Origin of the sequence: Roseovarius salis, assembly GCF_044472985.1 — a bacterium.
GTDB lineage: Bacteria > Pseudomonadota > Alphaproteobacteria > Rhodobacterales > Rhodobacteraceae > Roseovarius > Roseovarius salis.
In genome coordinates, this window is the sequence record NZ_JBISDG010000006.1 from 91,785 (window position 1) to 114,882 (window position 23,098).

Annotated in this window: 19 protein-coding genes and 1 pseudogene; 19 read left to right on the forward strand and 1 reads right to left on the reverse strand. The window is 65.3% G+C overall.

Features of this window, described 5'->3' with window-relative positions; genetic code table 11:
• Nucleotides 1-3: 3 nt before the first annotated feature.
• The 6 genes from paaZ (at nucleotide 4) to ACH13J_RS03795 (ending at nucleotide 7,197) form a co-directional block, all read left to right on the forward strand.
• The gene (paaZ, locus tag ACH13J_RS03770; RefSeq protein ID WP_397541978.1) at nucleotides 4-2,034 is read left to right on the forward strand and encodes a phenylacetic acid degradation bifunctional protein PaaZ; all 2,031 of its coding nucleotides are present in this window, start codon (nucleotides 4-6) and stop codon (nucleotides 2,032-2,034) included.
• Between the two features lie 65 nt (nucleotides 2,035-2,099).
• Nucleotides 2,100-2,876, forward strand: a complete 777-nt coding sequence (locus ACH13J_RS03775; RefSeq protein ID WP_397541979.1) for a PaaX family transcriptional regulator C-terminal domain-containing protein — start codon at nucleotides 2,100-2,102, stop codon at nucleotides 2,874-2,876.
• Nucleotides 2,877-3,198: 322 nt separating this feature from the next.
• Nucleotides 3,199-4,065 carry an ABC transporter permease gene (locus tag ACH13J_RS03780; protein WP_397541980.1) on the forward strand — a complete coding sequence of 289 codons (867 nt, stop codon included), beginning with the start codon at nucleotides 3,199-3,201 and terminating at the stop codon, nucleotides 4,063-4,065.
• The gene (locus ACH13J_RS03785; RefSeq protein ID WP_397541981.1) at nucleotides 4,065-4,850 is read left to right on the forward strand and encodes an ABC transporter permease subunit; all 786 of its coding nucleotides are present in this window, start codon (nucleotides 4,065-4,067) and stop codon (nucleotides 4,848-4,850) included. Before ACH13J_RS03780 ends, ACH13J_RS03785 begins: the two co-directional genes overlap by 1 nt.
• A 56-nt stretch (nucleotides 4,851-4,906) precedes the next feature.
• Complete coding sequence (locus ACH13J_RS03790) at nucleotides 4,907-6,049, forward strand: extracellular solute-binding protein (protein WP_397541997.1); 1,143 nt, start codon at nucleotides 4,907-4,909, stop codon at nucleotides 6,047-6,049.
• Between the two features lie 77 nt (nucleotides 6,050-6,126).
• A complete protein-coding gene (locus ACH13J_RS03795; RefSeq protein WP_397541982.1) occupies nucleotides 6,127-7,197 on the forward strand; it encodes a polyamine ABC transporter ATP-binding protein in 1,071 nt (356 codons plus the stop codon).
• Between the two features lie 16 nt (nucleotides 7,198-7,213).
• On the opposite strand, the gene ACH13J_RS03800 is transcribed toward ACH13J_RS03795, so the two are convergent.
• Complete coding sequence (locus ACH13J_RS03800; protein WP_397541983.1) at nucleotides 7,214-7,975, reverse strand: DeoR family transcriptional regulator; 762 nt, start codon at nucleotides 7,973-7,975, stop codon at nucleotides 7,214-7,216.
• Nucleotides 7,976-8,142: 167 nt separating this feature from the next.
• Here ACH13J_RS03800 and glpD point away from each other — a divergent pair, with 167 nt between their 5' ends.
• From glpD to ACH13J_RS03865, 13 genes and pseudogenes are all read left to right on the forward strand, one after another.
• Nucleotides 8,143-9,747 (forward strand): glycerol-3-phosphate dehydrogenase, encoded by a 1,605-nt coding sequence (gene glpD, locus ACH13J_RS03805; protein WP_397541984.1) that lies wholly within the window; start codon nucleotides 8,143-8,145, stop codon nucleotides 9,745-9,747.
• 19 nt (nucleotides 9,748-9,766) lie between these two features.
• Nucleotides 9,767-10,855 carry an ATP-binding cassette domain-containing protein gene (locus ACH13J_RS03810; protein WP_397541985.1) on the forward strand — a complete coding sequence of 363 codons (1,089 nt, stop codon included), beginning with the start codon at nucleotides 9,767-9,769 and terminating at the stop codon, nucleotides 10,853-10,855.
• Between the two features lie 13 nt (nucleotides 10,856-10,868).
• Nucleotides 10,869-11,960 carry an ATP-binding cassette domain-containing protein gene (locus ACH13J_RS03815; protein WP_397541986.1) on the forward strand — a complete coding sequence of 364 codons (1,092 nt, stop codon included), beginning with the start codon at nucleotides 10,869-10,871 and terminating at the stop codon, nucleotides 11,958-11,960.
• Nucleotides 11,960-12,835, forward strand: a complete 876-nt coding sequence (locus tag ACH13J_RS03820; RefSeq protein ID WP_397541987.1) for an ABC transporter permease subunit — start codon at nucleotides 11,960-11,962, stop codon at nucleotides 12,833-12,835. Before ACH13J_RS03815 ends, ACH13J_RS03820 begins: the two co-directional genes overlap by 1 nt.
• Nucleotides 12,836-12,838: 3 nt before the next feature.
• Nucleotides 12,839-13,711, forward strand: coding sequence for an ABC transporter permease subunit (locus tag ACH13J_RS03825; protein WP_397541988.1), 873 nt, complete (start codon nucleotides 12,839-12,841; stop codon nucleotides 13,709-13,711).
• 12 nt (nucleotides 13,712-13,723) lie between these two features.
• The gene (locus ACH13J_RS03830; RefSeq protein ID WP_397541989.1) at nucleotides 13,724-13,996 is read left to right on the forward strand and encodes a DUF2160 domain-containing protein; all 273 of its coding nucleotides are present in this window, start codon (nucleotides 13,724-13,726) and stop codon (nucleotides 13,994-13,996) included.
• 77 nt (nucleotides 13,997-14,073) lie between these two features.
• Nucleotides 14,074-15,801, forward strand: coding sequence for an extracellular solute-binding protein (locus ACH13J_RS03835; protein WP_397541990.1), 1,728 nt, complete (start codon nucleotides 14,074-14,076; stop codon nucleotides 15,799-15,801).
• A 91-nt stretch (nucleotides 15,802-15,892) separates the two neighbouring features.
• Entirely contained in the window at nucleotides 15,893-17,380 is a 1,488-nt protein-coding gene (gene glpK / locus ACH13J_RS03840) for a glycerol kinase GlpK (protein ID WP_397541991.1), read from the forward strand.
• Complete coding sequence (locus tag ACH13J_RS03845) at nucleotides 17,380-18,504, forward strand: iron-containing alcohol dehydrogenase (protein WP_397541992.1); 1,125 nt, start codon at nucleotides 17,380-17,382, stop codon at nucleotides 18,502-18,504. Before glpK ends, ACH13J_RS03845 begins: the two co-directional genes overlap by 1 nt.
• Before the next feature lie 94 nt (nucleotides 18,505-18,598).
• On the forward strand, nucleotides 18,599-19,630 hold the full coding sequence (gene gap / locus ACH13J_RS03850; protein ID WP_397541993.1) for a type I glyceraldehyde-3-phosphate dehydrogenase: 1,032 nt from the start codon (nucleotides 18,599-18,601) through the stop codon (nucleotides 19,628-19,630).
• A gap of 3 nt (nucleotides 19,631-19,633) precedes the next feature.
• Nucleotides 19,634-21,112, forward strand: a complete 1,479-nt coding sequence (zwf, locus tag ACH13J_RS03855) for a glucose-6-phosphate dehydrogenase (protein WP_397541994.1) — start codon at nucleotides 19,634-19,636, stop codon at nucleotides 21,110-21,112.
• Complete coding sequence (gene edd / locus ACH13J_RS03860; RefSeq protein ID WP_397541995.1) at nucleotides 21,109-22,920, forward strand: phosphogluconate dehydratase; 1,812 nt, start codon at nucleotides 21,109-21,111, stop codon at nucleotides 22,918-22,920. Before zwf ends, edd begins: the two co-directional genes overlap by 4 nt.
• Nucleotides 22,921-22,925: 5 nt before the next feature.
• A pseudogene (locus ACH13J_RS03865) lies at nucleotides 22,926-23,098 on the forward strand (keto-deoxy-phosphogluconate aldolase); the annotation flags it as partial.

The following is a 23,098-nucleotide window of genomic DNA, read 5'->3' on the forward strand; positions in this document are numbered from 1 at the left end:
ACCATGACGATTCAACAGGTGTCCAGCTTTGCCGCGGGTGAATGGGTGGCCCCGGGCACCGGCGCCCGCGACATTGCCAGCGCCGTGACCGGAAAGGTCATCGCCAGCGCGGGCAACTCGGCGCTCGACGTGGAGGCGATGCTGGAGCACGCCCGCGCCGTCGGCGGCCCGGCCCTGCGCAAGATGACCTTTCACGACCGCGCGCGGATGCTCAAGGCGCTGGCGCAGCACCTGAGCCAGCACAAGCAGGCGCTGTACGATCTGTCATTCGAGACCGGCGCCACGCAGAGCGATCACCTGATCGACATCGATGGCGGGATCGGCACGCTTTTCGTTTTCGCGTCAAAGGGCCGGCGCGAGATGCCGGACGGGCATGTCTATCTCGATGGCAGCGTTGAGCAGCTCTCGCGGCACGGCACATTCCTCGGCCAGCATGTCTGCACCCCCTTGCAGGGCGTGGGCGTGCACATAAACGCCTTCAACTTCCCGGTCTGGGGCATGCTGGAGAAGCTGGCCCCGACCTTGCTGGCCGGGGTGCCGGCCATCGTCAAGCCCGCGACCAGCACCTGCTACGTCACCGAGCACTGCGTCCGGCTGATCCTGGAGTCGGGCCTGCTGCCGCGAGGGGCGCTGCAATTCGTGGCCGGCGGGCTGGGCGATATGCTGGATCGCCTGACCAGCCAGGACGTGGTCAGTTTCACCGGCTCGGCGGACACGGCGCTGAAGCTGCGGTCGGGCGCCAACATCCTTGAGAATTCCGTGCGCTTCGTGGCCGAGCAGGACAGCCTGAACGCGTCTATACTGGGGCCGGACGCGCAGCCGGACACGCCCGAGTTCGAGCTGTTCATCAAGGAGGTCTGCCGCGAGATGACCGCCAAGGCGGGACAGAAATGCACCGCCATCCGGCGTGTCATTGCCCCGCAGGACATGGTCCAGCCCGTCATCGAGGCGATCTCGGCGCGGCTGGCGAAAACGGTGATCGGCGATCCGCGGCTGGAAACCACGCGCATGGGCGCGCTCGTCAGCAACGGCCAGAAATCGGACGTTCTGGACAAGGCCGCCGCGCTCGGGGCAGAGGCCGAGCGTGTCTTCGGCAATCCCGACGATTTCGAGGTGTCGGGGGCCGACCCGGCCAAGGGGGCCTTCCTGCCGCCCATGCTTTTCCACTGCGGCGATCCCGACACGGCGGTGCGCGTGCACGACACCGAGGCGTTCGGGCCGGTCTCGACCGTCATGGGCTACCGCGATCTCGATCACGCGGTTGCGCTTGCCAACCGCGGGCAGGGGTCGCTGGTGGCCTCGGTCATCACCCGTGATCCGGATGTCGCCCGGCAGGTCACGTTAGGGGCCGGCGCCTATCATGGCCGCCTGTATTTCAACAACCGCGACTCGATGAAGGAATCGACGGGCCACGGTTCGCCACTGCCGCACATGGTGCATGGTGGTCCCGGCCGCGCAGGCGGCGGCGAGGAACTGGGCGGTGTGCGCGGTGTGATGCACTACATGCAGCGCACCGCCGTGCAGGGCTCGCCGGACATCCTGACGGGTATCGGCCAGAGCTGGGTGCCCGGCGCGGCAGAGGTGGAGGGGCCGGCGCACCCCTTCACACGCCGTTTCGGTGATCTTGCCATCGGCGAGACGCTGCACACCGGCAGCCGCGAGGTGACCCTGGAGGATATCGAGTACTTTGCCGAGTTCACCGGTGATACCTTCTACGCGCACATGGACGAGGCGGCGGCAGAGCGCAATCCGTTCTTCCCGGGCCGGGTGGCGCATGGGTATCTGCTGGTCTCCTTTGCCGCCGGGCTTTTCGTGGACCCCGCGGAAGGGCCCGTGCTGGCCAACACCGGTCTGGACAACCTGCGCTTCATGAAGCCCGTGGAAGCGGGCGACAGCGTCAAGGTGCGCCTGACCGTCAAGAAAAAGACCCCGCGGACCGATGAATACGGCGAGATCCGCTGGCATGTGACGATGACCAACCTTGATGACGAGCCCGTTGCCGAATACGAGTTGCTGACGATGAACGCCTATTGAAGGCCCGGTTCCGGCCCGGCTATACTCGGGTCATGCAACCTATTGGCACAGATGAAAAAATAGAAATGCTTGTGCAGTCCGGGCCGATCAAGGTCTGGTCCGTGATCGTCACGGTGATGGGTGATTTGTGCCAGTCGCGCCGGGACCGGATCGGCAGCCAGCTCCTCAACCGGCTTCTCAACCGGATGGGCATCACTGGGCAGGCCGCGCGGGTGGCCATCCACAGGCTGCGGCGTGACGGCTGGATCGAGAGCGAACGGCAGGGACGGACATCGGCCTATTTCCTGTCCGATCTGGGCTGGCAGCAGACGCAGGCGGTGCGTGCCACTATCTATTCGCCCGATCCCGTGCGCGACAGAACGCCCGCGCTTGTTCTTGGCGACCCGGGGCGGTCCGCCGCCGAGTTCGCGGAGGCCCTGCCGCAAGGGGCGTTGATACTGGGGCCGCGCGCCGCCTTGATAGAGGGGGAGCCGGAGGCATGTTCCGGCGAGATGGTCGGCGTGGCTTTCTGCCCGCGGTCAGTGCCGTCCTGGTTGCAGGGGTTCGTGCTGGATGATGACATGCGCGCAGGGTACGCGGCATTGCACGAGGTCGTGTCCCGCGTTTGCGAGGGGGCGGTGCCCTCCGACGCGCTGGACAGGACGGTGATCCGCCTTTTGACCCTCCATCACTGGCGCCGTCTGCGCCTGCGGCACGGCGGGCTGCAGGACGCGCTTTTGCCCGATGACTGGGAGGGCGCGCGCGCCCGTGACGCGGTGATGACGGTGCTGGCGCGGTATCCGCGGGCCCGGTTGGCCGGGCTGGCGCATTGCGACGGCCAGGATCGACCGGGCTCGACCTAGCCGTGGGATTTCATGCCACGCGGTCGCAGGAGCCGCCAGAACTGTGTCAGCGCCCACCGGCTTTGCCGTACATCCTTGCGCTAACCGGGTCGCGGTCCGAGCCGCGGCGGCCCATGCCCGGCGGTTGACGTGGGCATTCGCCCCTCCCGCCATCACCGGACCATGGATACTGGCAGCATCGGTTCGGGCTCTATTTTTGAGCAGTGACATAATTCTCATCTATGGCCCGAATTTCGATTAACTATTTGAACACTGGCGGCCAGCTTTGCATCGTGGTGCCAAGCCCCTCCGGAAACGGGGCGCCAACCAAAAGGGGAGATGCATGTCGGTTGAAGCCCGTGAGGCACGACAGCCGTGGATATTGCTGTCACCGGCATTGACAGCCGTCACGTTCCTGCTGTTCGTGCCGCTGCTGTTCATCGTGGTGTATTCGTTCTGGCTGCGGACGGCCACGGGGGCCGACCAGGTCGGGTTCTACCTCGACAACTGGCAGGAGGTGCTGACCGACAGGTTCTATCGTGACATCCTGCTCAACACCCTCAAGATCGCGGCGATCACCACGCTTGTCTGCGCCCTCATGGGATACCCGGCGGCCTATTTCATCGCGCGGTCCAAAGGCAACAAGGCGATCCTGCTGCTTCTGCTGATGCTGCCCTTCTGGATCAGCTACATCATCCGCACGATGAGCTGGATCAACATCCTCGGAGTTTCCGGTGCGATCAACACCTTCTTTATCTGGATCGGGGTGATCGATGAGCCGATCCAGATGCTGTACAATGAAACGACGGTCATACTGGGCCTGGTGCATTTCCTGCTGCCCTTCATGGTGCTCAACGTCTTCGTCAGCCTTGATGGCATCGATACCAACCTCGAGGACGCGGCGAATTCGCTGGGCGCCACGAGGTGGCAGGCGTTCCTGCAGGTGACCCTGCCGCTGTCGCTGCCGGGGCTGGCCGCCGGGGGGCTGCTGTGTTTCGTGCTGGGGGCCGGCACCTACATCACGCCGCTGATCCTCGGCGGGCCGACGGACGCGATGTTCGCCAATCTCGTCTTCGAGGCGATCATCACGCAGCTCAACTGGCCGCTCGGCAGTGCGCTCAGCCTGATGCTGCTGGCGGTGCTGGGGACGCTCGTGCTGATCTACAACCGCTACCTGGGCATGGCCCAGCTGATGAAGGGGCTGGGCTGATGCCGTGGAACCTCGTGCGTATCTGGACCTTCCTGGTCTACATCTTCATGTTCCTGCCCGTCGCTGTCGTGGTATTGCTGAGCTTCAACGCCAGCCAGTTCGGCAGCTTCCCGATGACGGGCTTTTCCTTCCGCTGGTTCGTGGAGCTGGCGCAGAACGAGGCGATCCTGCGGGCCTTCCGCACGTCGATCGTGCTGGGGCTGCTGACGGCGGCGATCTCGACCACGCTTGGCGTTCTGGCGAGCCTCGCGCTGATCCGTTACCGGGTGCCCGGGTCGAACCTGATATCCACGCTGCTCATCGCGCCGATACTGGTGCCCGAGGTGGTGCTGGCGGTGGCGCTGCTGCTGTTTCTCAATTTCCTGAACGTGAACAAGAGCTTCACGCTGCTGCTGGCCGGGCACGTGATCTTTACGTTGCCGTTCGTCATTCTCGTGGTGCAGGCCCGCCTGGTGGCGATCAAGCGCGACGTGGAGGAGGCGGCGATGAGCCTCGGTGCCTCGCCGCGGCAGACATTCTTCGAGATCACGCTGCCCCTGATGCTGCCGGCGGTTCTGGCCGGGGCGCTTTTCGCCTTCACGATAAGTTTCGATGATATAACGGGCACGCTGTTCTGGAAGCCGGGCGGCGTCGAGACGGTTCCCACCCAGATTTTCGCCATGCTGCGCAATTCCATATCGCCCGAAATCAACGCGCTTGGTACGGTCATGATCCTGATGACCGTCGGACTTCCCCTGCTGGGGATGGCAATCGCCCGGCAGGTCGCCAAGAAGAGCGGGACCTGACAACCGCCTGCAACACCCAACCGAAACCAACAAGGAGACCCACGATGACCAGAAAGATGGACAATACCACCCGCTACGAGCGGCTGCGCGAGCGGTACATGAACGGTGACCTCGAACGGCGCAAGTTCCTCGGCCTGCTCGGCGCCGCCGGTCTGGCCTATGGCGTGCAGACACCGTTCGCCAAGTTCGCCAACGCCGCGACCGTCAGCGAAGTCCGTTTCGACGGCTGGGGCGGCGTCGTGTCCGAGGCACTGCGTGAAAACGCGTTCGAGCCCTTCGAGAAGGAAACCGGCATCGAGGTGGTCGATGGCACCTTTGGCGGGGGTGACGAATACCTCAGCCGCGTGAAGGCCAGCCAGGAAGGCGAGTACAACATCGCGCACCTTTCGGGCGTGTTCGACTACGCGCGCTACCACAATCTGGGCCTCAGCACGGTGCTGAACGAGGACAACATTCCCAACCTGCAATACGTGATCCCAAAGCTGATCGATGTGTTCCGCAACGTGACGGACGGCAAGCTGAGCTGCGTGCCGTACGACTACGGGACCACCGGGCTGGCCTATAACCGCAATTACGTCTCCGACGAGGAGATGCAGGAAAAGGGTGCGCGCATCCTCATCGACGAGAAGCTCAAGGGCAAGATCGGCGGCTGGGGCGACTGGCGCACGCGCATCTGGTTCGGCGCGCTGCAGACAGGGCAGGACCCAAACAACGCCACCGACATGGAGGCGATCTGGGATGCGATCCGCACCCACCGCGACCTCAGCCTGAAGTACTGGGGGTCGGGCGCGGAACTGATGAGCCTGCTGGCCGAGGAAGAGATCTATGTCACCGAGGGCTGGTCCGGCCGGATCTACGCGCTGCAGGAGCAGGGCCACGACATCGGCTACATGGACCCGCCGAACGGCTATGGCTGGCAGGAATGCATGTTCGTCATCAAGGGCAGCCCGATGGAGGCCTGCGAGGAACTGCTGAACTTCATGCTGGAGCCGCAAACGGCGATCGCCGTGGCGGAGGGGCAGAACTACCCGCCGGCGCTCGACCCGCAAAAGGTCGATCTGGGCGACGAGATACCCAATCTCCCGGCCTTCGACCCCACGGGCAAGCTCGACGGTCTCACCTTTGCCGACCCGGCCTACTGGAACGGGAACGAGCAGGAGTGGTCGAAGAAATTCGGCCGGATTCAGAAAGGCTACTAGAGCCATACGCCCCCCCCGGCCCGGTGCGGCCGGGGGGTGGCCCGATTTCCGGACAATTGCGCCGCAGGAGGCCGCCGATGAGCGCCGTGACATTGAACAACATCGTGAAGCGGTTCGGCAGCTTCACCGCCGTGCACCGCAGTTCGCTCGAGATCGAAGAGGGCGCGTTCGTGACGCTTCTCGGACCATCGGGATGCGGCAAGACCACGAACCTGCGGATGATCGCCGGGCTGCTGGACCCCACCGAGGGCGAAATCATGATCGGCGGCAAAAGAGTGAACGACGTGCCCATTCACAAGCGCAATCTGGGTCTGGTTTTCCAGAACTACGCGCTGTTTCCGCACAAGACGGTTGCCGAGAACGTCGCCTTCGGACTGAAATACCGCAACGTCGCGCAATCCGAGATCCCCAGACGGGTGCAGGACGCGCTGGAGCTGGTGCAGCTGCCGCAACTTGGCGAGCGCTATCCCAAGGAATTGTCAGGCGGTCAGCAGCAGCGCATCGCGCTGGCGCGTGCCATCGTGATCGAGCCCGATGTGCTGTTGCTGGACGAGCCGCTCTCGGCCCTTGACGCCAACCTGCGCGAGGACATGCGGGTCGAGCTGAAGCGGATACAGGACAAGATCGGCGTTACCACCGTGTTCGTGACGCACGACCAGTCCGAGGCGCTGGCGATGTCGGATCAGATCGTGGTCATGTCCGAGGGCCGGGTCGAGCAGGTCGGTGCCCCCGAAGAGGTCTACAACACCCCGGCCAGCGAGTTCGTGGCGAATTTCCTGGGCGCGTCGAACATCCTTCCGGCGCGCTGCACCGCAGCGGGGGGCGATGTGACGATGGAGGAGGCGACCTTCGGCACAATTACGGTCCCGGCCGCCAAGGCGCCCAAGATCAGCGGCGAGGGTGCCGCCAAGCTGGTGATTCGCGCCGAGAAGCTGGTGCTGTCGACCGAGGCGGCGCCCGATGGGGTGGTGTCCGTGCCGGCAAAGGTGGAAACCGTGGACTACCAGGGGCAGGCGGTGCGGTACTTCGTGCGCGCGGGACAGCAGCAGTTGCAGGCCATCAACATGATCGACGAACACCCTTTCCCCGTCGGCGCGGATGTCCATTTGCATCTGCGGCCGCAGGATTGCGCCGCGCTGCCGGGGTGAATAAAGGCGCGCACGCCTAGCTGCAGATCACGACCTCGGTGTGCCATTCGCGGCACTTTGCGGCCAGTTCCGGCGTCAATTCAAGATCCGTGAAAAACGTGTCGATGTCGCGCAAGGACGCGATGCGCGCGGGGGCGTGGCGCTGGAACTTGGAGTGATCCGCGACGAGAAAGGTGGCGCGCGCCTGACGAATGATCGTCTGGCTCACGTTCACTTCCTGGAAGTCGAAATCCAGCAGGTCGCCGTCCCCGTCGAGCGCCGAGCAGCCGATCACCGCGTAGTCGAACTTGAACTGCTCGATCGTCGCGGTCGTCAGGTTGCCCACGAGACCGCCGTCCGAGCGGCGCAGGATTCCGCCGGCAACGATGATCTCGCAATCGGAATTGCCGGCAAGGATGTTGGCGACGTTCATGTTGTTGGTTATCGCCATCAGGTTGCGGTGGTGGCGCAATTCCCGCGCCACCGCCTCGGTCGACGTTCCGATATTGAGAAACACCGACGCGTTGTCCGGCATCGCCCGTGCGCAGGTTCGGGCGATACGCTGTTTCGCCTCCTCGTTCAGGCCGCGGCGGTCCTCGTAGCCGATGTTCGAAACCCCCGACGGCAGGACGGCGCCGCCATGGACGCGCTCCAGCTTGCCGGCATCCGCGAGCTCCGTCAGATCCCGGCGGATGGTCTGCACGGTGACGTGGAAGCGTTCGGCGAGGTCCTCCACGACGACCTTGCCCTCGCGACGGGCAATCTCGAGGATCTCGGGTTGTCGAAAGGTCTGGGACATTTGCCCTTTCTCCCTGCGTGCGGTTTCGCCGAGTTGAGCGGTCAGCGCCAAACATAATCTATATTCGAAAGCTTGTCCGAGCCAATAGCGAATAAAAACGAAAATAGAAGTTGACATAACGCGCTTCCTTATGGTTCGACTTGGCGGTATTCGGGAGGAGGCCGGAATTGGAAAGAGGAACGCACAAGGACGACGCGTGTGATCTGTTCGTCATCGGCGGGGGGATCAACGGTTGTGGTATTGCGCGCGATGCCGCGGGGCGTGGCCTGTCGGTGACTCTGGCCGAGATGGGGGATCTCGCCTCGGCAACCTCTTCCTCCTCGACGAAGCTTTTTCATGGCGGCCTGCGCTACCTGGAGTACTTCGAGTTCCGCCTGGTGCGCGAGGCGCTGATCGAGCGCGAGACGCTGTTGCGGGCCATGCCCCATATCAGCTGGCCGCTGCGGTTCGTTCTGCCGTGGCACAAGGAGATGCGGTTCGAGAGCGGCACGCCGACCTCGCGCGTTCTGGAGACGTTGATGCCGTGGATGCGTGGGCGGCGTCCGGCATGGCTGATCCGTCTTGGCCTGCTGCTTTACGACACGCTGGGCGGGCGCAAGATCCTGCCCGGAACCAAGAGCCTCGACCTGCGGGGCACGCCCGAAGGCGCCCCCCTGAAGCCCAAGTTCAAGCACGCCTACGAGTATTCCGACTGCTGGGTCGAAGATTCACGACTGGTCGTGCTGAACGCCCGGCACGCGGCCGAGATGGGGGCGGAAATCCTGCCCCGGACGAAGGTCGTGGAGGCGCGGCGCGAGGGCGACCTTTGGGCCGTGACACTGGAGGAGCGTGACGGGGGCCGGCGGATGACGCGGTATGCGCGGGCGCTGGTGAATGCCGGCGGGCCCTGGGTCGGTGACGTGATCCACGAGGTGACGGCGATCGACAGCCGCGAGGGCGTGCGGCTGGTGCGCGGCAGCCACATCGTAACGCGCAAGCTCTATGACCATGACAAGTGCTATTTCTTCCAGGGGCGCGACGGCCGGATCATATTCGCCATTCCCTACGAGACGGATTTCACCCTGATCGGCACGACGGATGCCGACCACCTTGATCCATCGCAGCCGCCGGAATGCACGCCCGAGGAACAGGATTATCTTTGCGCCTTCGCGTCGGAGTATTTCGAGCGCCCGGTCACGCGCGACGACATCGTATGGACCTATTCCGGCGTCCGGCCGCTGCATGATGACGGGGCGACGTCCGCGACGGCCGCAACGCGGGATTACGTGCTCAAGGTCGATGACGACGGGGCGCCCCTGCTCAATGTCTTTGGCGGCAAGATAACCACCTATCGCCGTCTCGCGGAAAGCGCGATGTCGCAGCTTTCGCGCTTCTTTCCGGCCATGTCGGGCGCGTGGACGGCCGGTGCCCCGTTGCCTGGCGGCGATTTCGAGGTCGGCGAGGTGGAAAGGCTGATCGCCGACCTGCGCGCGGCCTATCCCTTCCTGACGGAATTCTGGGCGCGGCGCCTTGTGCGTGCCTATGGAACCGAGGCGCGTGGGCTGCTGGGCGATGCGGCCATCGCAGGTGATCTGGGGCGCGATTTCGGCGCGACGCTGACCGAGCGCGAGGTGACGTGGCTGATGACGCGCGAATATGCGCGCGACGCGCAGGACGTGCTCTGGCGCCGCTCAAAACTCGGCCTCAGGATGGAGGCGGGGCAGGTCGAGGAGCTGGACCGCTGGATGGAATCCGCCCGGAACGGAAATGGTGCTGCCGCGGCGGCCGAATGAATACCACGAAGGAAGTCAGATGACACTCGTTCTTGAAAACGTGTCCAAGCAGGTCGAGGGAGAAGTCCACATTCACCCCACCGACCTCACGCTCGAGAAGGGGACCATGAATGTCCTTCTCGGGCCGACGCTGGCGGGCAAGACCTCCCTGATGCGCCTGATGGCGGGGCTCGACACGCCGTGGACGGGGCGCATTCTCTGGGACGGCGAGGATGTCACGGGCCGGCGCGTGCAGGACCGCGGCGTGGCAATGGTCTACCAGCAGTTCATCAACTACCCGTCGATGACAGTCTATGACAACATTGCCTCGCCGATGCGGCTCAAGGGGCGGCCGAAATCTGAAATCGATGCCGCGGTTCGCCAGACGGCCGAGTTGATGCAGCTGGGATCGATGCTGGAGCGCACGCCGCTGGAGTTGTCGGGCGGACAGCAGCAGCGTTGCGCGCTGGCCCGGGCGCTGGTCAAGGATGCCGGACTGGTGCTGCTCGACGAACCGCTGGCCAACCTCGACTACAAGCTGCGCGAAGAACTGCGGCAGGAAATCCCCAAGATTTTCGAGGCCTCCGGGTCGATTTTCGTCTACGCCACGACGGAACCCGAGGAGGCGCTGCTGCTCGGCGGAAATACGGCGACGCTCTGGGAGGGGCGGGTGACCCAGTTCGGCCCGACACCGGAGGTCTACCGCCAGCCGGTGGATGCCACCACGGCACGTGTGTTTTCCGACCCGCCGATGAACTTCCTGCAGATTTCCAAGACCGGCGGGCGCATCATGTTCGGCGACGGCCAGTCCGCGGCAGCGAGCGGGCAGTTGGCGGGTCTCGAAGACGGGCGCTACATCGCCGGCTTCCGGCCCAATCACCTGGAGATCGAGAAACATGCAAGCGACGCGATGGAGTTCAGGACCCACCTGCAGGTGACCGAGATCACGGGGTCGGAAACCTTCATCCACATGGACCATCACGGCGAAAGATGGGTCGGGCTCATCCACGGGGTGCACGAGAACGGATTGGCCGATGATCTGACCGTCTACCTCGATCCGCGGCATGTCTACGTGTTCAGCGAACAGGGCCGGCTGGTCGCCCCCGCGGCCTATGCCGTGGCAGCCTGAAAGGAGAGACGGGATGGCAAAGATCACGCTCGACAACCTCGCCCATTCCTACCTGCCCAACCCGTCCGGGCCGGAAGATTTCGCTCTCAAGGAGCTCAATCACGACTGGCGGGATGGCGAGGCTTACGCGCTGCTCGGGGCATCGGGCTGCGGCAAGTCGACCCTGCTCAACATCATATCGGGGCTGCTTCACCCAAGCCAGGGCCGGATACTTTTCGATGATGTCGACGTCACCGACGCCGCGACGGCGCAGCGCAACATCGCGCAGGTGTTCCAGTTCCCGGTTGTCTACGACACGATGAGCGTGCGCGACAACCTTGCCTTTCCGCTCAGGAACCGGGGTGCGGATGCGGCCTATGTCGCGCAGCGCGTGCAGGAAATCTCGCGGATGATCGGCATGGAGGCGGTGCTCGACCGCAAGGCGCGCGGGCTGACGGCCGACGCCAAGCAGAAGATCAGCCTCGGCCGTGGCATGGTGCGCGAGGACGTCAACGCGCTGCTGTTCGACGAACCGCTCACCGTGATCGACCCGCACATGAAGTGGGAGCTGCGCACCCAGCTCAAGCAGCTGCACCAGAAGTTCGGCCACACGATGATCTACGTCACCCATGACCAGACCGAGGCGCTGACCTTCGCGGACAAGGTGGTGGTCATGCATGACGGGCGCGTCGTGCAGATCGGCACCCCCGAGGAGCTGTTCGAGCGGCCGGATCATACGTTCGTGGGATATTTCATCGGGTCGCCGGGCATGAACCTTCTGCCGGCGCGGGTCGAGGGGGAAAAGGCCTACGTCAACGGCACGGAGGTCGATCTCGGCCGGGCGTACGGCACGCCCGGCGGCAACGTCCAGATCGGGGTGCGCCCGGAATACGTTCGGCTATCCGATTCCGGGGGGCTGCCGGTGCGCATCCGGCGGGTCGAGGATGTCGGCCGGCACAAGATCGTCCGGGCGGAGTGTTTCGGCTCCGAGATCAACGTCATCGCGGGCGAAAGCGACGAGATCGGCCCTGACCTGACCCGTATCAATTTCGACCCGGCGGGGGTGAACGTCTACGCCGACGACTGGCGTGTCGCCCCGCAGGACCCGCAAGGAAAGGCCGCGTGATGCAGGAAAAGACCGTCAATCAAAAGGGGTGGCTGTTCGTCCTGCCGGTTCTCGTGCTGGTGTGTTTCTCGGCCATCATCCCGCTCATGACCGTTGTCAACTACGCGGTTCAGGATGCTTTCGCGGGCGAATTCTTTCCGCTGGAGGACAAGCTGCAGTGGTTCCGCGACCTGCTCGACAGCGATCGGATGTGGAATGCGCTGCAACGGCAGATACTGTTCTCGGCCGTGATCCTCGCCATCCAGGTGCCGCTGGGGATATTCGTGGCGCTCAACATGCCCAAGAAGGGTATATGGGTTTCCGTCTGTCTCGTGCTGATGTCGCTGCCCCTGCTGATCCCGTGGAACGTCGTCGGCACGATCTGGCAGATCTTCGGCCGTGTCGACATCGGACTTCTGGGGTACACGCTGGACAAGCTGGGTGTCGATTACAACTACACGCAGGACACGCTCGACGCCTGGATCACGGTCATCGTGATGGATGTCTGGCACTGGACGTCGCTGGTTGCCCTGCTGGCCTACGCCGGCCTCGTGTCGATCCCCGATGCCTATTACCAGGCCGCCAAGATCGACCAGGCGAGCCGCTGGAAGGTTTTCCGCTACATCGAGCTGCCCAAGATGCGCGGTGTCCTGACGATCGCGATCCTGCTGCGGTTCATGGACAGCTTCAAGATCTACACCGAGCCCTTCGTGCTGACCGGCGGCGGGCCCGGCAACGCCACGACCTTCCTGTCTATCGACCTCGTCAAGATGGCGCTCGGACAGTTCGACCTCGGCCCCGCGGCGGCGTTCTCGATCATGTATTTCCTCGTGATCCTGCTGATCAGCTGGGTGTTCTACACGGTCATGACCAATCTCGACAAGGAGGGGCGCTGAGCCATGGCTGACGCAACCGCCGATACCCCCCGCACGCCCGGCAACCTCTCGCATGGTGGCGCACGCTCGTTGCTCCGGGTGAACGGCTCTGCCGTGGTGATGACGCTTTATCTCGTCTTCCTGCTGCTGCCGATCTACTGGCTGGTCAACATGAGCCTGAAGACCAACACCGAGATCCTCGGCACATTCTCGCTCTGGCCGCGGGACCTGACATTTCAGAACTACGTGACGATCCTGACCGACCCGTCATGGTACATGGGCTACGTCAACTCGCTCATCTACGTGGTGATGAATACCGTGATCTCTGTCGCGGTGGCGCTGCCGGCGGCGTATGCCTTTTCCCGCTATTCCTTCATCGGGGACAAGCACCTGTTCTTCTGGCTGCTGACCAACCGGATGGCGCCGCCCGCGGTGTTCGCGTTGCCCTTCTTCCAGCTTTATTCCAGCGTCGGGCTCTTCGACACGCATATCGCCGTGGCGCTGGCGCACTGCCTGTTCAACGTGCCGCTGGCGGTGTGGATCCTCGAGGGGTTCATGCGCGGCGTGCCAAAGGAGATCGACGAGACCGCCTATATCGATGGCTACTCGTTCCCGCGGTTCTTCGTGAAGATCTTCATGCCGCTGATCGCGTCGGGCATCGGCGTGGCCGCGTTCTTCTGCTTCATGTTCAGCTGGGTGGAGCTGCTGCTGAGCCGCACGCTGACCAGCGTCGAGGCCAAGCCGATCGCCGCCACGATGACGCGCACCGTGTCGGCAAGCGGGCTCGACTGGGGCGTGCTGGCGGCTGCCGGGGTGCTGACCATCGTGCCCGGCGCGCTGGTCATCTACTTCGTGCGCAACTACATCGCCAAGGGCTTCGCCCTGGGCCGGGTCTGAGGGAGAAACGTCATGGCATGGATGGCATGGACATGGCCCACGGCGGCGTTCTTCGGCATCATCGCCGCGCTGCTGATCGCCTTTACCATTATCGGGCTGAAATACCCCGAAACCCCGCGCACCGGCATCCTGCGCATCGAGACGACGCGCGGCGACCGGCTGTTCATCACGCTGCTCGGCTCGGCCTTCATCAACCTGGCATGGCTCGGGCTGGTGGGCACCAGCCAGCCCTGGGCGCTGGTCGTGTGCCTCGTCTACGCGGTGGCCGTGTTCCGCTGGGTGTGAGCGTTTGCAACCGGCGGCTCCGCCTGCGCGCGGGTCCGCCATGTCCAAAGAAGTTCTGACAGAAAGGGAGGATCAGAATGAACCTGACACTACGAACGACAACCGCGCTGGCGACGGCGCTCTGCCTGACGGGCGGGGCGGCAGTGGCCGGCATGGAAGAGGCGATGGAATTCCTCGACACGGAGATCGACGGTCTGTCCTCGCTCGACCGGGCCGCGCAGGAAGAGGAGATGCAGTGGTTCGTCGATGCCGCCGAGCCGTTCCGGGGCATGGATATCAAGGTGGTGTCCGAAACCATCGCCACGCACGAGTACGAGGCGAAGGTGCTGGCGCCCGCCTTTTCCGCGATCACGGGGATCAACGTCACCCATGACCTGATCGGCGAGGGCGACGTGGTGGAAAAGCTGCAGACGCAGATGCAGTCGGGCCAGAACATCTATGACGCCTACATCAACGACTCCGACCTGATCGGCACGCACTGGCGCTACCAGCAGGTGCGCAACCTGACCGACTGGATGGACGGCGAGGGCGCGGACGTCACCAACCCCGGGCTGGACATCGACGACTTCATCGGTACGTCCTTCACCACCGGGCCGGATGGCAAGCTCTACCAACTGCCCGACCAGCAGTTCGCCAATCTGTACTGGTTCCGCTACGACTGGTTCCAGGACGAAAAGAACCGCGCCGATTTCGAGGAAGAGTACGGCTACGAGCTGGGCGTTCCGGTCACGTGGTCGGCCTACGAGGATATTGCCGAGTTCTTCACTGGCCGCGACATGAGCCACATGGGCATTGACGAGGAAGTCTATGGCAACATGGACTACGGCAAGAAGGACCCCTCGCTCGGCTGGCGTTACACCGATGCCTGGATGTCCATGGCCGGCATGGGCGACACCGGCGAACCCAACGGCCTGCCCGTCGATGAATGGGGCATCCGCGTGAACGAGAACAGCCAGCCGGTCGGCTCCTGCGTGGACCGGGGCGGAGCCACCAACAGCCCTGCCGCCGTCTACGCGGTGGACAAGGCGATCGAGTGGCTTGACAAGTACTCGCCCCCCGCCGCGGCCGGCATGACCTTCTCCGAGGCCGGACCGGTGCCCGCGCAGGGCAACATCGCCCAGCAGATGTTCTGGTACACCGCCTTCACCGCCGCCATGGTCGGCGACGGGGCCGACGCGGTGCTCAACGAGGACGGCACGCCCAAGTGGCGCATGGCCCCCAGCCCGCATGGCGCGTACTGGGAAGAGGGCATGAAGGTCGGCTATCAGGACGCGGGATCGTGGACGCTGATGAAGTCAACGCCGGTCGACCGGGCCAAGGCCGCATGGCTCTATGCCCAGTTCGTGACGTCCAAGACCGTGGACGTGAAGAAGAGCCATACCGGCCTGACCTTCATCCGCGAGTCGACGATCAACGACGAGAGCTTCACCGAACGGGCGCCCAAGCTGGGCGGCCTGGTGGAATTCTACCGTTCGCCGGCGCGCGTGCGCTGGTCGCCCACGGGCACCAACGTGCCGGATTACCCCAAGCTGGCGCAGCTGTGGTGGCAGAACATCGGCGATGCCATGTCCGGTGCAAAGACGCCCAAGGAAGCGCTGGACAGCCTCTGCGAGGACCAGGAGCAGGTGCTGATGCGGCTCGAACGCGCGGGCATCCAAGGTGATCTCGGCCCGCAGCTGAACGAGGAGCGTGATCCCGAGTACTGGCTCAGCCAGCCGGGCGCGCCGAAGGCCAAGCTCGCCAACGAGGAAGAGACACCCAAGACCGTTTCCTACGACGAGCTGATCAAGTCGTGGCAGGAATGACCTGACCATGGGCCGGGGCCTTCGGGCCCCGGCCGACCCATCACGGCGATTCCGCCGCCAACCGGACGATCAACCTCCCGAACAGGCCGCCATGACCAGCATTCTAGCCATCGACCAGGGCACGACCTCCAGCCGGGCCATCCTTTTCGACGGGGAAATGCGCATAGCCGCGACGGCGCAGGAGGAATTCCAGCAGCATTACCCCGCATCGGGTTGGGTGGAACACGACCCCGCCGATCTCTGGGCGACGACGGCCGGAACCTGCCGCGAGGTGATCGAACGCGGCGGTGTGCGGACCGCCGACATTGCGGCCATCGGGATCACCAACCAGCGCGAGACGACGCTCGTCTGGGACCGTAAGACCGGCGAGCCGGTGCATCGTGCCATCGTCTGGCAGGACCGCCGTACCGCCGATACATGCCGCCGCTTGCGCGAGGCGGGCCACGAAGCCATGATCACCGAGCGCACGGGGCTGCTGCTCGACCCGTATTTTTCCGGCACCAAGCTGGCGTGGATCCTCGACAACGTCGAGGGCGCCCGTGCCCGCGCGGAGAGGGGCGATCTGCTCTTCGGCACGGTCGATTGCTACCTCATCTGGAAACTGACCGGCGGGGCGGTGCACGCCACCGACGCCACCAACGCCGCGCGCACGTTGCTCTACGATATCCGCAAGGGCCGGTGGAGCACGACGATCTGCGATCTTCTCGGCATTCCGCGCGGGATGCTACCCGAAGTGCGTGACTGTGCCGCGGACTTTGGCACGACGCGGCCGGATCTGTTCGGCCGGGAAATACCCATTCGGGGTGTCGCGGGCGACCAGCAGGCCGCCACAGTCGGTCAGGCCTGTTTTTCGCCCGGCATGATGAAATCCACCTACGGCACCGGCTGCTTTGCCCTGATGAACACGGGCGAGGTGCCCGTGGCCTCGAAGAACCGGCTTTTGACGACCATTGCCTACCAGCTGGATGGCAAGCCCACCTATGCGCTCGAAGGGTCGATCTTCATTGCCGGCGCGGTGGTGCAGTGGTTGCGCGACGGGCTCAAGATCATCCGCGAAGCGTCGGAAACGCAGCCCTTGGCCGAACGCGCCGACGATGGCCAGAACGTTATCCTCGTGCCGGCCTTCACAGGGCTTGGTGCGCCGTACTGGCAGGCCGATTGCCGCGGTGCCATATACGGTCTCACGCGCAATTCCGGCCCGGCGGAATTCGCCCGCGCCGCGCTGGAAAGCGTGGGATACCAGACCCGCGACCTGCTGGAGGCCATGGCGGCGGACTGGACGGAGGAACGGGCAGGCCAGGTCCTGCGCGTGGATGGCGGAATGAGCGCGTCGGACTGGGCGATGCAGTTTCTTGCCGACATCATCGGCGCCCAAGTGGACCGCCCGCGCGTGCTGGAAACTACTGCGCTCGGCGCCGCGTGGCTGGCGGGCATGCAGGCGGGCGTTTATCCCGACCAGGACGGGTTTTCCAATGGATGGGCGCTGGAGCGGCGGTTCGAGCCGCGCATGTGTGCCGCAACGCGGGCCACGAAATACGATGGCTGGAAACGTGCGGTCGCCGCGACGATGACGGTCTGATGGAACACTTCGATTTTGCCACCGCGCGGCGCGTGCTGTTCGGCCGCGGCCGCTTTGCCGAGGCGCCCGCGCTGGCGGCGTCGCTGGGGCGGAACGTGCTTGTCATCCACGGCGCGTCAGCGCGGCACGTGGGATCGTTCCTGGCCGGGGCGGAGACGCTTGCGCTTACGGTCAGTTGCCATGCCTGCCCGGCCGAGCCCGACCTGGCAATCCTGTCCGATGCGCTAGAGGCCGCGCGCGCCGCGGATGCCGATGTTGTCGTGGCCATTGGCGGCGGGGCGGCGATGGACCTTGCCAAGGCGGCTGCCGGCTTGATGCCGGCCCGCCGCGATCCGCTGGATCATCTGGAGGTGGTCGGTCGGGGGCTGCCGCTGGAGCACGCGCCGCTGCCTTGCCTCGCCGTCCCGACGACCGCCGGAACGGGTGCCGAGGTGACACGCAACGCGGTGATCGGCGTCCCGCAGCATGAGCGAAAGGTGTCCCTGCGTGACCCGCGGCTTGTTCCCGACATCGCGCTCGTCGACCCTGCGCTGACCGACAACGCCCCCCGCGATGTCACGCTCGGCTCGGGGCTGGACGCGATCACGCAGGTGATCGAACCATACCTGTCCAGTCGCGCGACCCCGCTTACCGATGCCATCTGCCGTGCGGCGATTGCCCGCGGCCTTGGGGCGCTGGCACGGCTGACCGAGGACGAGGACACATCCGCCCGCGACGAAATGGCCTTCGTCAGCCTGAGCGGCGGGATCGCCCTTTCGAATGCCGGTCTGGGCGCGGTGCATGGTCTGGCCGGCGTGATCGGCGGCATGGTGCCGGGCGCTCCCCATGGCGCGGTTTGCGGGGCACTGTTGCCACACGTTCTTGCAGCGAACCGCGCGGCCGCCGGCGGCGCGGCCATCGGCCGTTTCGACGAGGTGGAGCAGGCGATCGAGCAGGCGCTCGGCACGCCGGACCTTGCCGGATGGGCCGCCGCAAAGGGGCTGCCGGGGCTGGATCGCATGGGGGTGGCAGCCGAGCTGTACCCCGCGGTCGTGGAATGGTCGCAATCTTCCAGTTCGATGAAGGCAAACCCGGTCGAGCTGACCAACGAGGTTCTGTTGAACGTGCTGCGCGCCGCCGCTTGAAAGTCCAAGGCGCGGCGCGGCGATTTGATCAACGCGGCGCCGAAAATATGTTAGCGCTAACTAGGTGAAAACCGAACGATGAAAGGAAACGCACATGACACTACGGATTGGCATAAACGGCTTCGGGCGCATCGGACGTGCCGTTCTGCGCGCCCTTGTGGAGCGCGGCGAAACCGGTGTCGAGGTCGCCGCCATCAACGACCTTGCCCCGTTGGACCATATCGCGCACTTGCTGGCATATGACAGCGTACATGGCCGGTGCGACGCGGATATAAGGGTGGAGCAGAACGAACTGGTCGTGAACGGCCGCTCCATCCGCGTAAGCTCGGAACGCGACCCGGCCGACCTGTCATGGGACGACATCGACGTTGCCTTCGAATGCACCGGGCTGTTCACGGCACGCGAGTCCGCTGCGCGCCATCTCGAGAACGGGTCCAGCCGGGTGCTGATCTCGGCGCCGGGCAAGGGGGCGGACCGCACGGTGGTCTATGGCGTCAATGACGGCGACCTGACGCCCGAGGACTTGATCGTTTCGAACGCGTCCTGCACGACGAACTGTCTGGCCCCCGTGGCGCAGGTGATGGACGAGGCCTTTGGCATCGAAACCGGTTACATGACCACCGTACACGCGTTCACGGGCGATCAGCCGAGCCACGATACCGATCACAAGGATCTTTACCGCGCGCGTGCCGCCTCGATGTCGATGATCCCCACCTCGACCGGTGCGGCGCGGGCCATTTCAGAGGTTTTGCCGCATCTGAAAGGCCGGCTCGAGGGCTCCGCAATTCGCGTGCCCACGCCCAACGTGTCGGTGGTTGACCTGGTGTTCATGCCTCGTGAGGCGGTGACGGTCGAGGCCGTCAATGCCCAGATGCGCGAGGCCGCCGAGGGCCGGCTGGCCGGCGTCCTGGATTACACGGAGGCACCGCTGGTTTCGGTCGACTTCAACCACGATGCTCATTCCTCCTGCTTCGCGGCGGCGCAGACGGCGGTGACGGAAAACGGCATGGTACGCGTGGTCAGCTGGTATGACAACGAATGGGGTTTTGCCAACCGGATGATCGATACCGGCCGCCGGATGGGCGAGGTGACGCATGCCACGCGCCCCATGCGCAAGGCCGTCTGAACGATGGTGTCGCGCGTCATCCCCGTCGAGCCGTTCGATCTGGTCGTGTTCGGCGCGACCGGGGATCTGGCGCGCCGCAAGATCCTGCCCGGCCTCTTCCACCGTTTCGTCGTCGGCCAGATGCCGCAAGAGGCCAGGATCATCGGGGTCGCCCGTTCGGAAATGAGCGTCGAGGCGTTCCGCGACGCGGTGCGCGACACGTTGGCAGAGGTCGCGCCCGGCGCGGCGCGCGATGACGATACGCTGTCGCGGTTCCTTCACCGGCTCGATTACATGGCGGTCGATGCAACCGGCGAGGCCGGATGGAACGATCTGGCACAGGCGCTGCGACCCGAGGCCGTGCGCGCCTTTTATCTCTCGGTCGCGCCGTCCCTTTTCGGCCCGATCGCCGAGCGGCTCTCGGGGCACGGGCTCGCCACGCCCGAAAGCCGTATCGTGGTGGAAAAACCCTTTGGCCACGATCTGCGGTCGGCGTGCGCGCTCAACGCGGAGCTGCGCCGAAGTTTCGAGGAACACCAGATATATCGCATCGATCATTACCTGGGAAAGGAGACGGTGCAGAACCTGATGGCGCTGCGCTTTGCCAATTCGCTATGGGAGCCGTTGTGGAACGCCACGCACGTGGATCACGTCCAGATCACCGTGGCAGAGCGCGTCGGAGTCGAGGGGCGCGGCGCCTACTACGATCGTTCCGGGGCCATGCGGGACATGGTCCAGAACCATCTGATGCAGCTGTTGTGCCTGATCGCGATGGAGCCGCCCTCGAAATTCGAGCCCGACGCCGTGCGCGACGAGAAGGGCAAGGTGATCGGCGCGCTGGATCACGTTGGGCCATCGGATATCGTGCGCGGGCAGTACCGCGGCGGGAACGGTACGGACGGCTACCGTGAACATGCCGGGAATTCGCACAGCCGCACGGAGAGTTTCGTGGCGATGAAGGTCAACATCGCCAACTGGCGGTGGGCTGGAACGCCTTTCTACCTGCGCACGGGCAAGAAGCTGCGCGCGCGCAGCTCGGAAATCGCGGTGGTGTTCCGTGATCCGCCCCACATGATATTCCCCGACATGGAGGGCCGGCGCGGCAATGCGCTCATCATCCGGCTGCAACCCGACGAGGGCATCACCTTGCGCACCACAATCAAGGAACCGGGTCCGGGCGGCATGCGGCTGGCGGAGGTCACGCTCGACATGACCTTTGCCGAGGCCCTCGGCGAGGCCGGCGTGCCGCAGGATGCCTATGAACGGCTGATCATGGACGTGATCCGCGGCGACCAGACCCTCTTCATGCGCGGCGACGAGGTCGAGGCCGCCTGGCGCTGGATCGACCCGATCATCGCGGAATGGGAAAACTCGGCCCGCGCCCCCGAGCCCTATGACCCGGGTAGCTCCGGGCCGGAGGATGCGCTTATGCTGTTGCACAGGAACGGGCGGCGCTGGCGGGAGATCGACGCGAACAGGCCCTGGGAGGGCGGTAAGGAATGACGTTGAACAAGACGGTCCGGGATGTGACGGACCGGATCATCGAACGCAGCGCGCCGACGCGCGGCGATTACCTGGACCGTATGCGCGCCGCGCGGCAGAAGGGGCCGGCGCGCGGCCACCTGTCGTGCTCGGGCATGGCGCACGCATTTGCCGGCGCCGGCGAGGACCAGCAGGCGATGGCCGAGGGTAACGCCGGGAACCTCGCCATTGTCACCGCCTACAACGACATGCTGTCGGCGCACCAGCCCTTCGAACGGTTCCCCGGCCTGATCCGCGCGGCCGCGCGCGAGGCCGGGGGCACCGCGCAGGTGGCCGGGGGCGTCCCGGCCATGTGCGACGGGGTCACGCAGGGCGAGCCGGGGATGGAGCTCAGCCTGTTCTCCCGCGACGTGATCGCCATGGCCGCGGGCGTGGCGCTGTCGCACAACACCTTCGACGCGGCCGTGTTCCTTGGCGTTTGCGACAAGATCGTGCCGGGGCTCGTGATCGCGGCACAGGCCTTCGGCCACATGCCCGCTGTGTTCCTGCCCGCCGGTCCGATGACCAGCGGGCTGTCCAATGACGAGAAAGCACAGGTCCGCCAGAAATTCGCCAACGGCGAAGTGGACCGGGCCGAGCTGCTGCGCGCGGAAATGGCGGCCTATCACGGCCCCGGCACCTGCACCTTCTATGGCACCGCCAACACCAACCAGATGTTGATGGAGTTCATGGGGCTGCACTTGCCGGGGTCGAGCTTCGTCACGCCGAATACCGGCCTGCGCGACGCGCTGACGCGCGCGGGGGCGCAGCGCGCGCTGTCGCTCAGCGCGCTCGGAGACGCCTATACCCCGGTTTGCGACATCCTCGACGAGCGCGCCTTCGTCAACGGCATCGTCGGGCTGCACGCGACGGGCGGTTCGACCAACCTGCTCATTCATCTCGTGGCCATGGCCCGGATGGGCGGTATCGTGCTGGACTGGCAGGATTTCTCGGATCTCTCGGCAGTCACCCCGCTGCTGGCGCGGGTCTATCCCAACGGGCTTGCGGACGTGAACCATTTCCATGCAGCCGGGGGACTTGGCTACATGATCGGCGAGTTGCTGGGCGCAGGTTTGCTGCATCCCGACACCAGGACTGTCGCGGGCGAGGGGCTGCACCATTACACGCGCGAACCCGTCCTCGATGACGGGGTCCTGACATGGCGTCCCGGTGCGGGCGAGACCGGCAATGACCGCATCCTGCGCCCCGCCGCCGACCCGTTCCAGCCCACCGGCGGGCTGACGCGGCTTTCCGGCAATCTCGGCACCGCGGTGATGAAGGTGTCGGCCGTCGCGCCCGAGCACCGCGTGGTGGAGGCGCCGGTGCGCGTCTTTCACGACCAGGCGGCGGTCAAGGCCGCGTTCAAGGCCGGTGCGTTCGACGAGGGCGACGTCGTCGTGGTAGTCCGCTACCAGGGACCGCGGGCCAATGGCATGCCCGAGCTGCATAGCCTCACGCCCATACTGTCGATCCTGCAGGGCCGGGGCCAGAAGGTTGCGCTGGTCACCGACGGGCGGATGTCGGGCGCATCGGGAAAGGTGCCCGCGGCGATCCACGTCTCGCCCGAGGCGCTGGACGGGGGCGCCATCGCCCGGCTGCGCGACGGTGATCGGCTGCGCGTCGACGGCGAGACGGGCGCGCTGGAGATCCTGACCGACGGCGTGCTCGACCGTCCCGCGGCGGCGCCCGACCTTGCGGCCAGCCACCACGGCACCGGGCGCGAGCTGTTCGCGGCCTTCCGCGCGGCTGTCGGCGCCCCCGATGCGGGCGCCTCCGTGTTCGGGGGGTGAGCGCGATGTCCATCATCCCTTCCGAGGCCAGCCGCCGCTGCCGCGAGTTGTGCGCCGCAGCCCCCGTCATCCCCGTTCTCGTGATCGAGGACGTGGCCCATGCGCGCGCCCTGGCCGAGGCGCTGGTCGGCGGCGGCCTGGCGGTGCTCGAGGTGACGCTGCGCACGCCCGCCGCGCT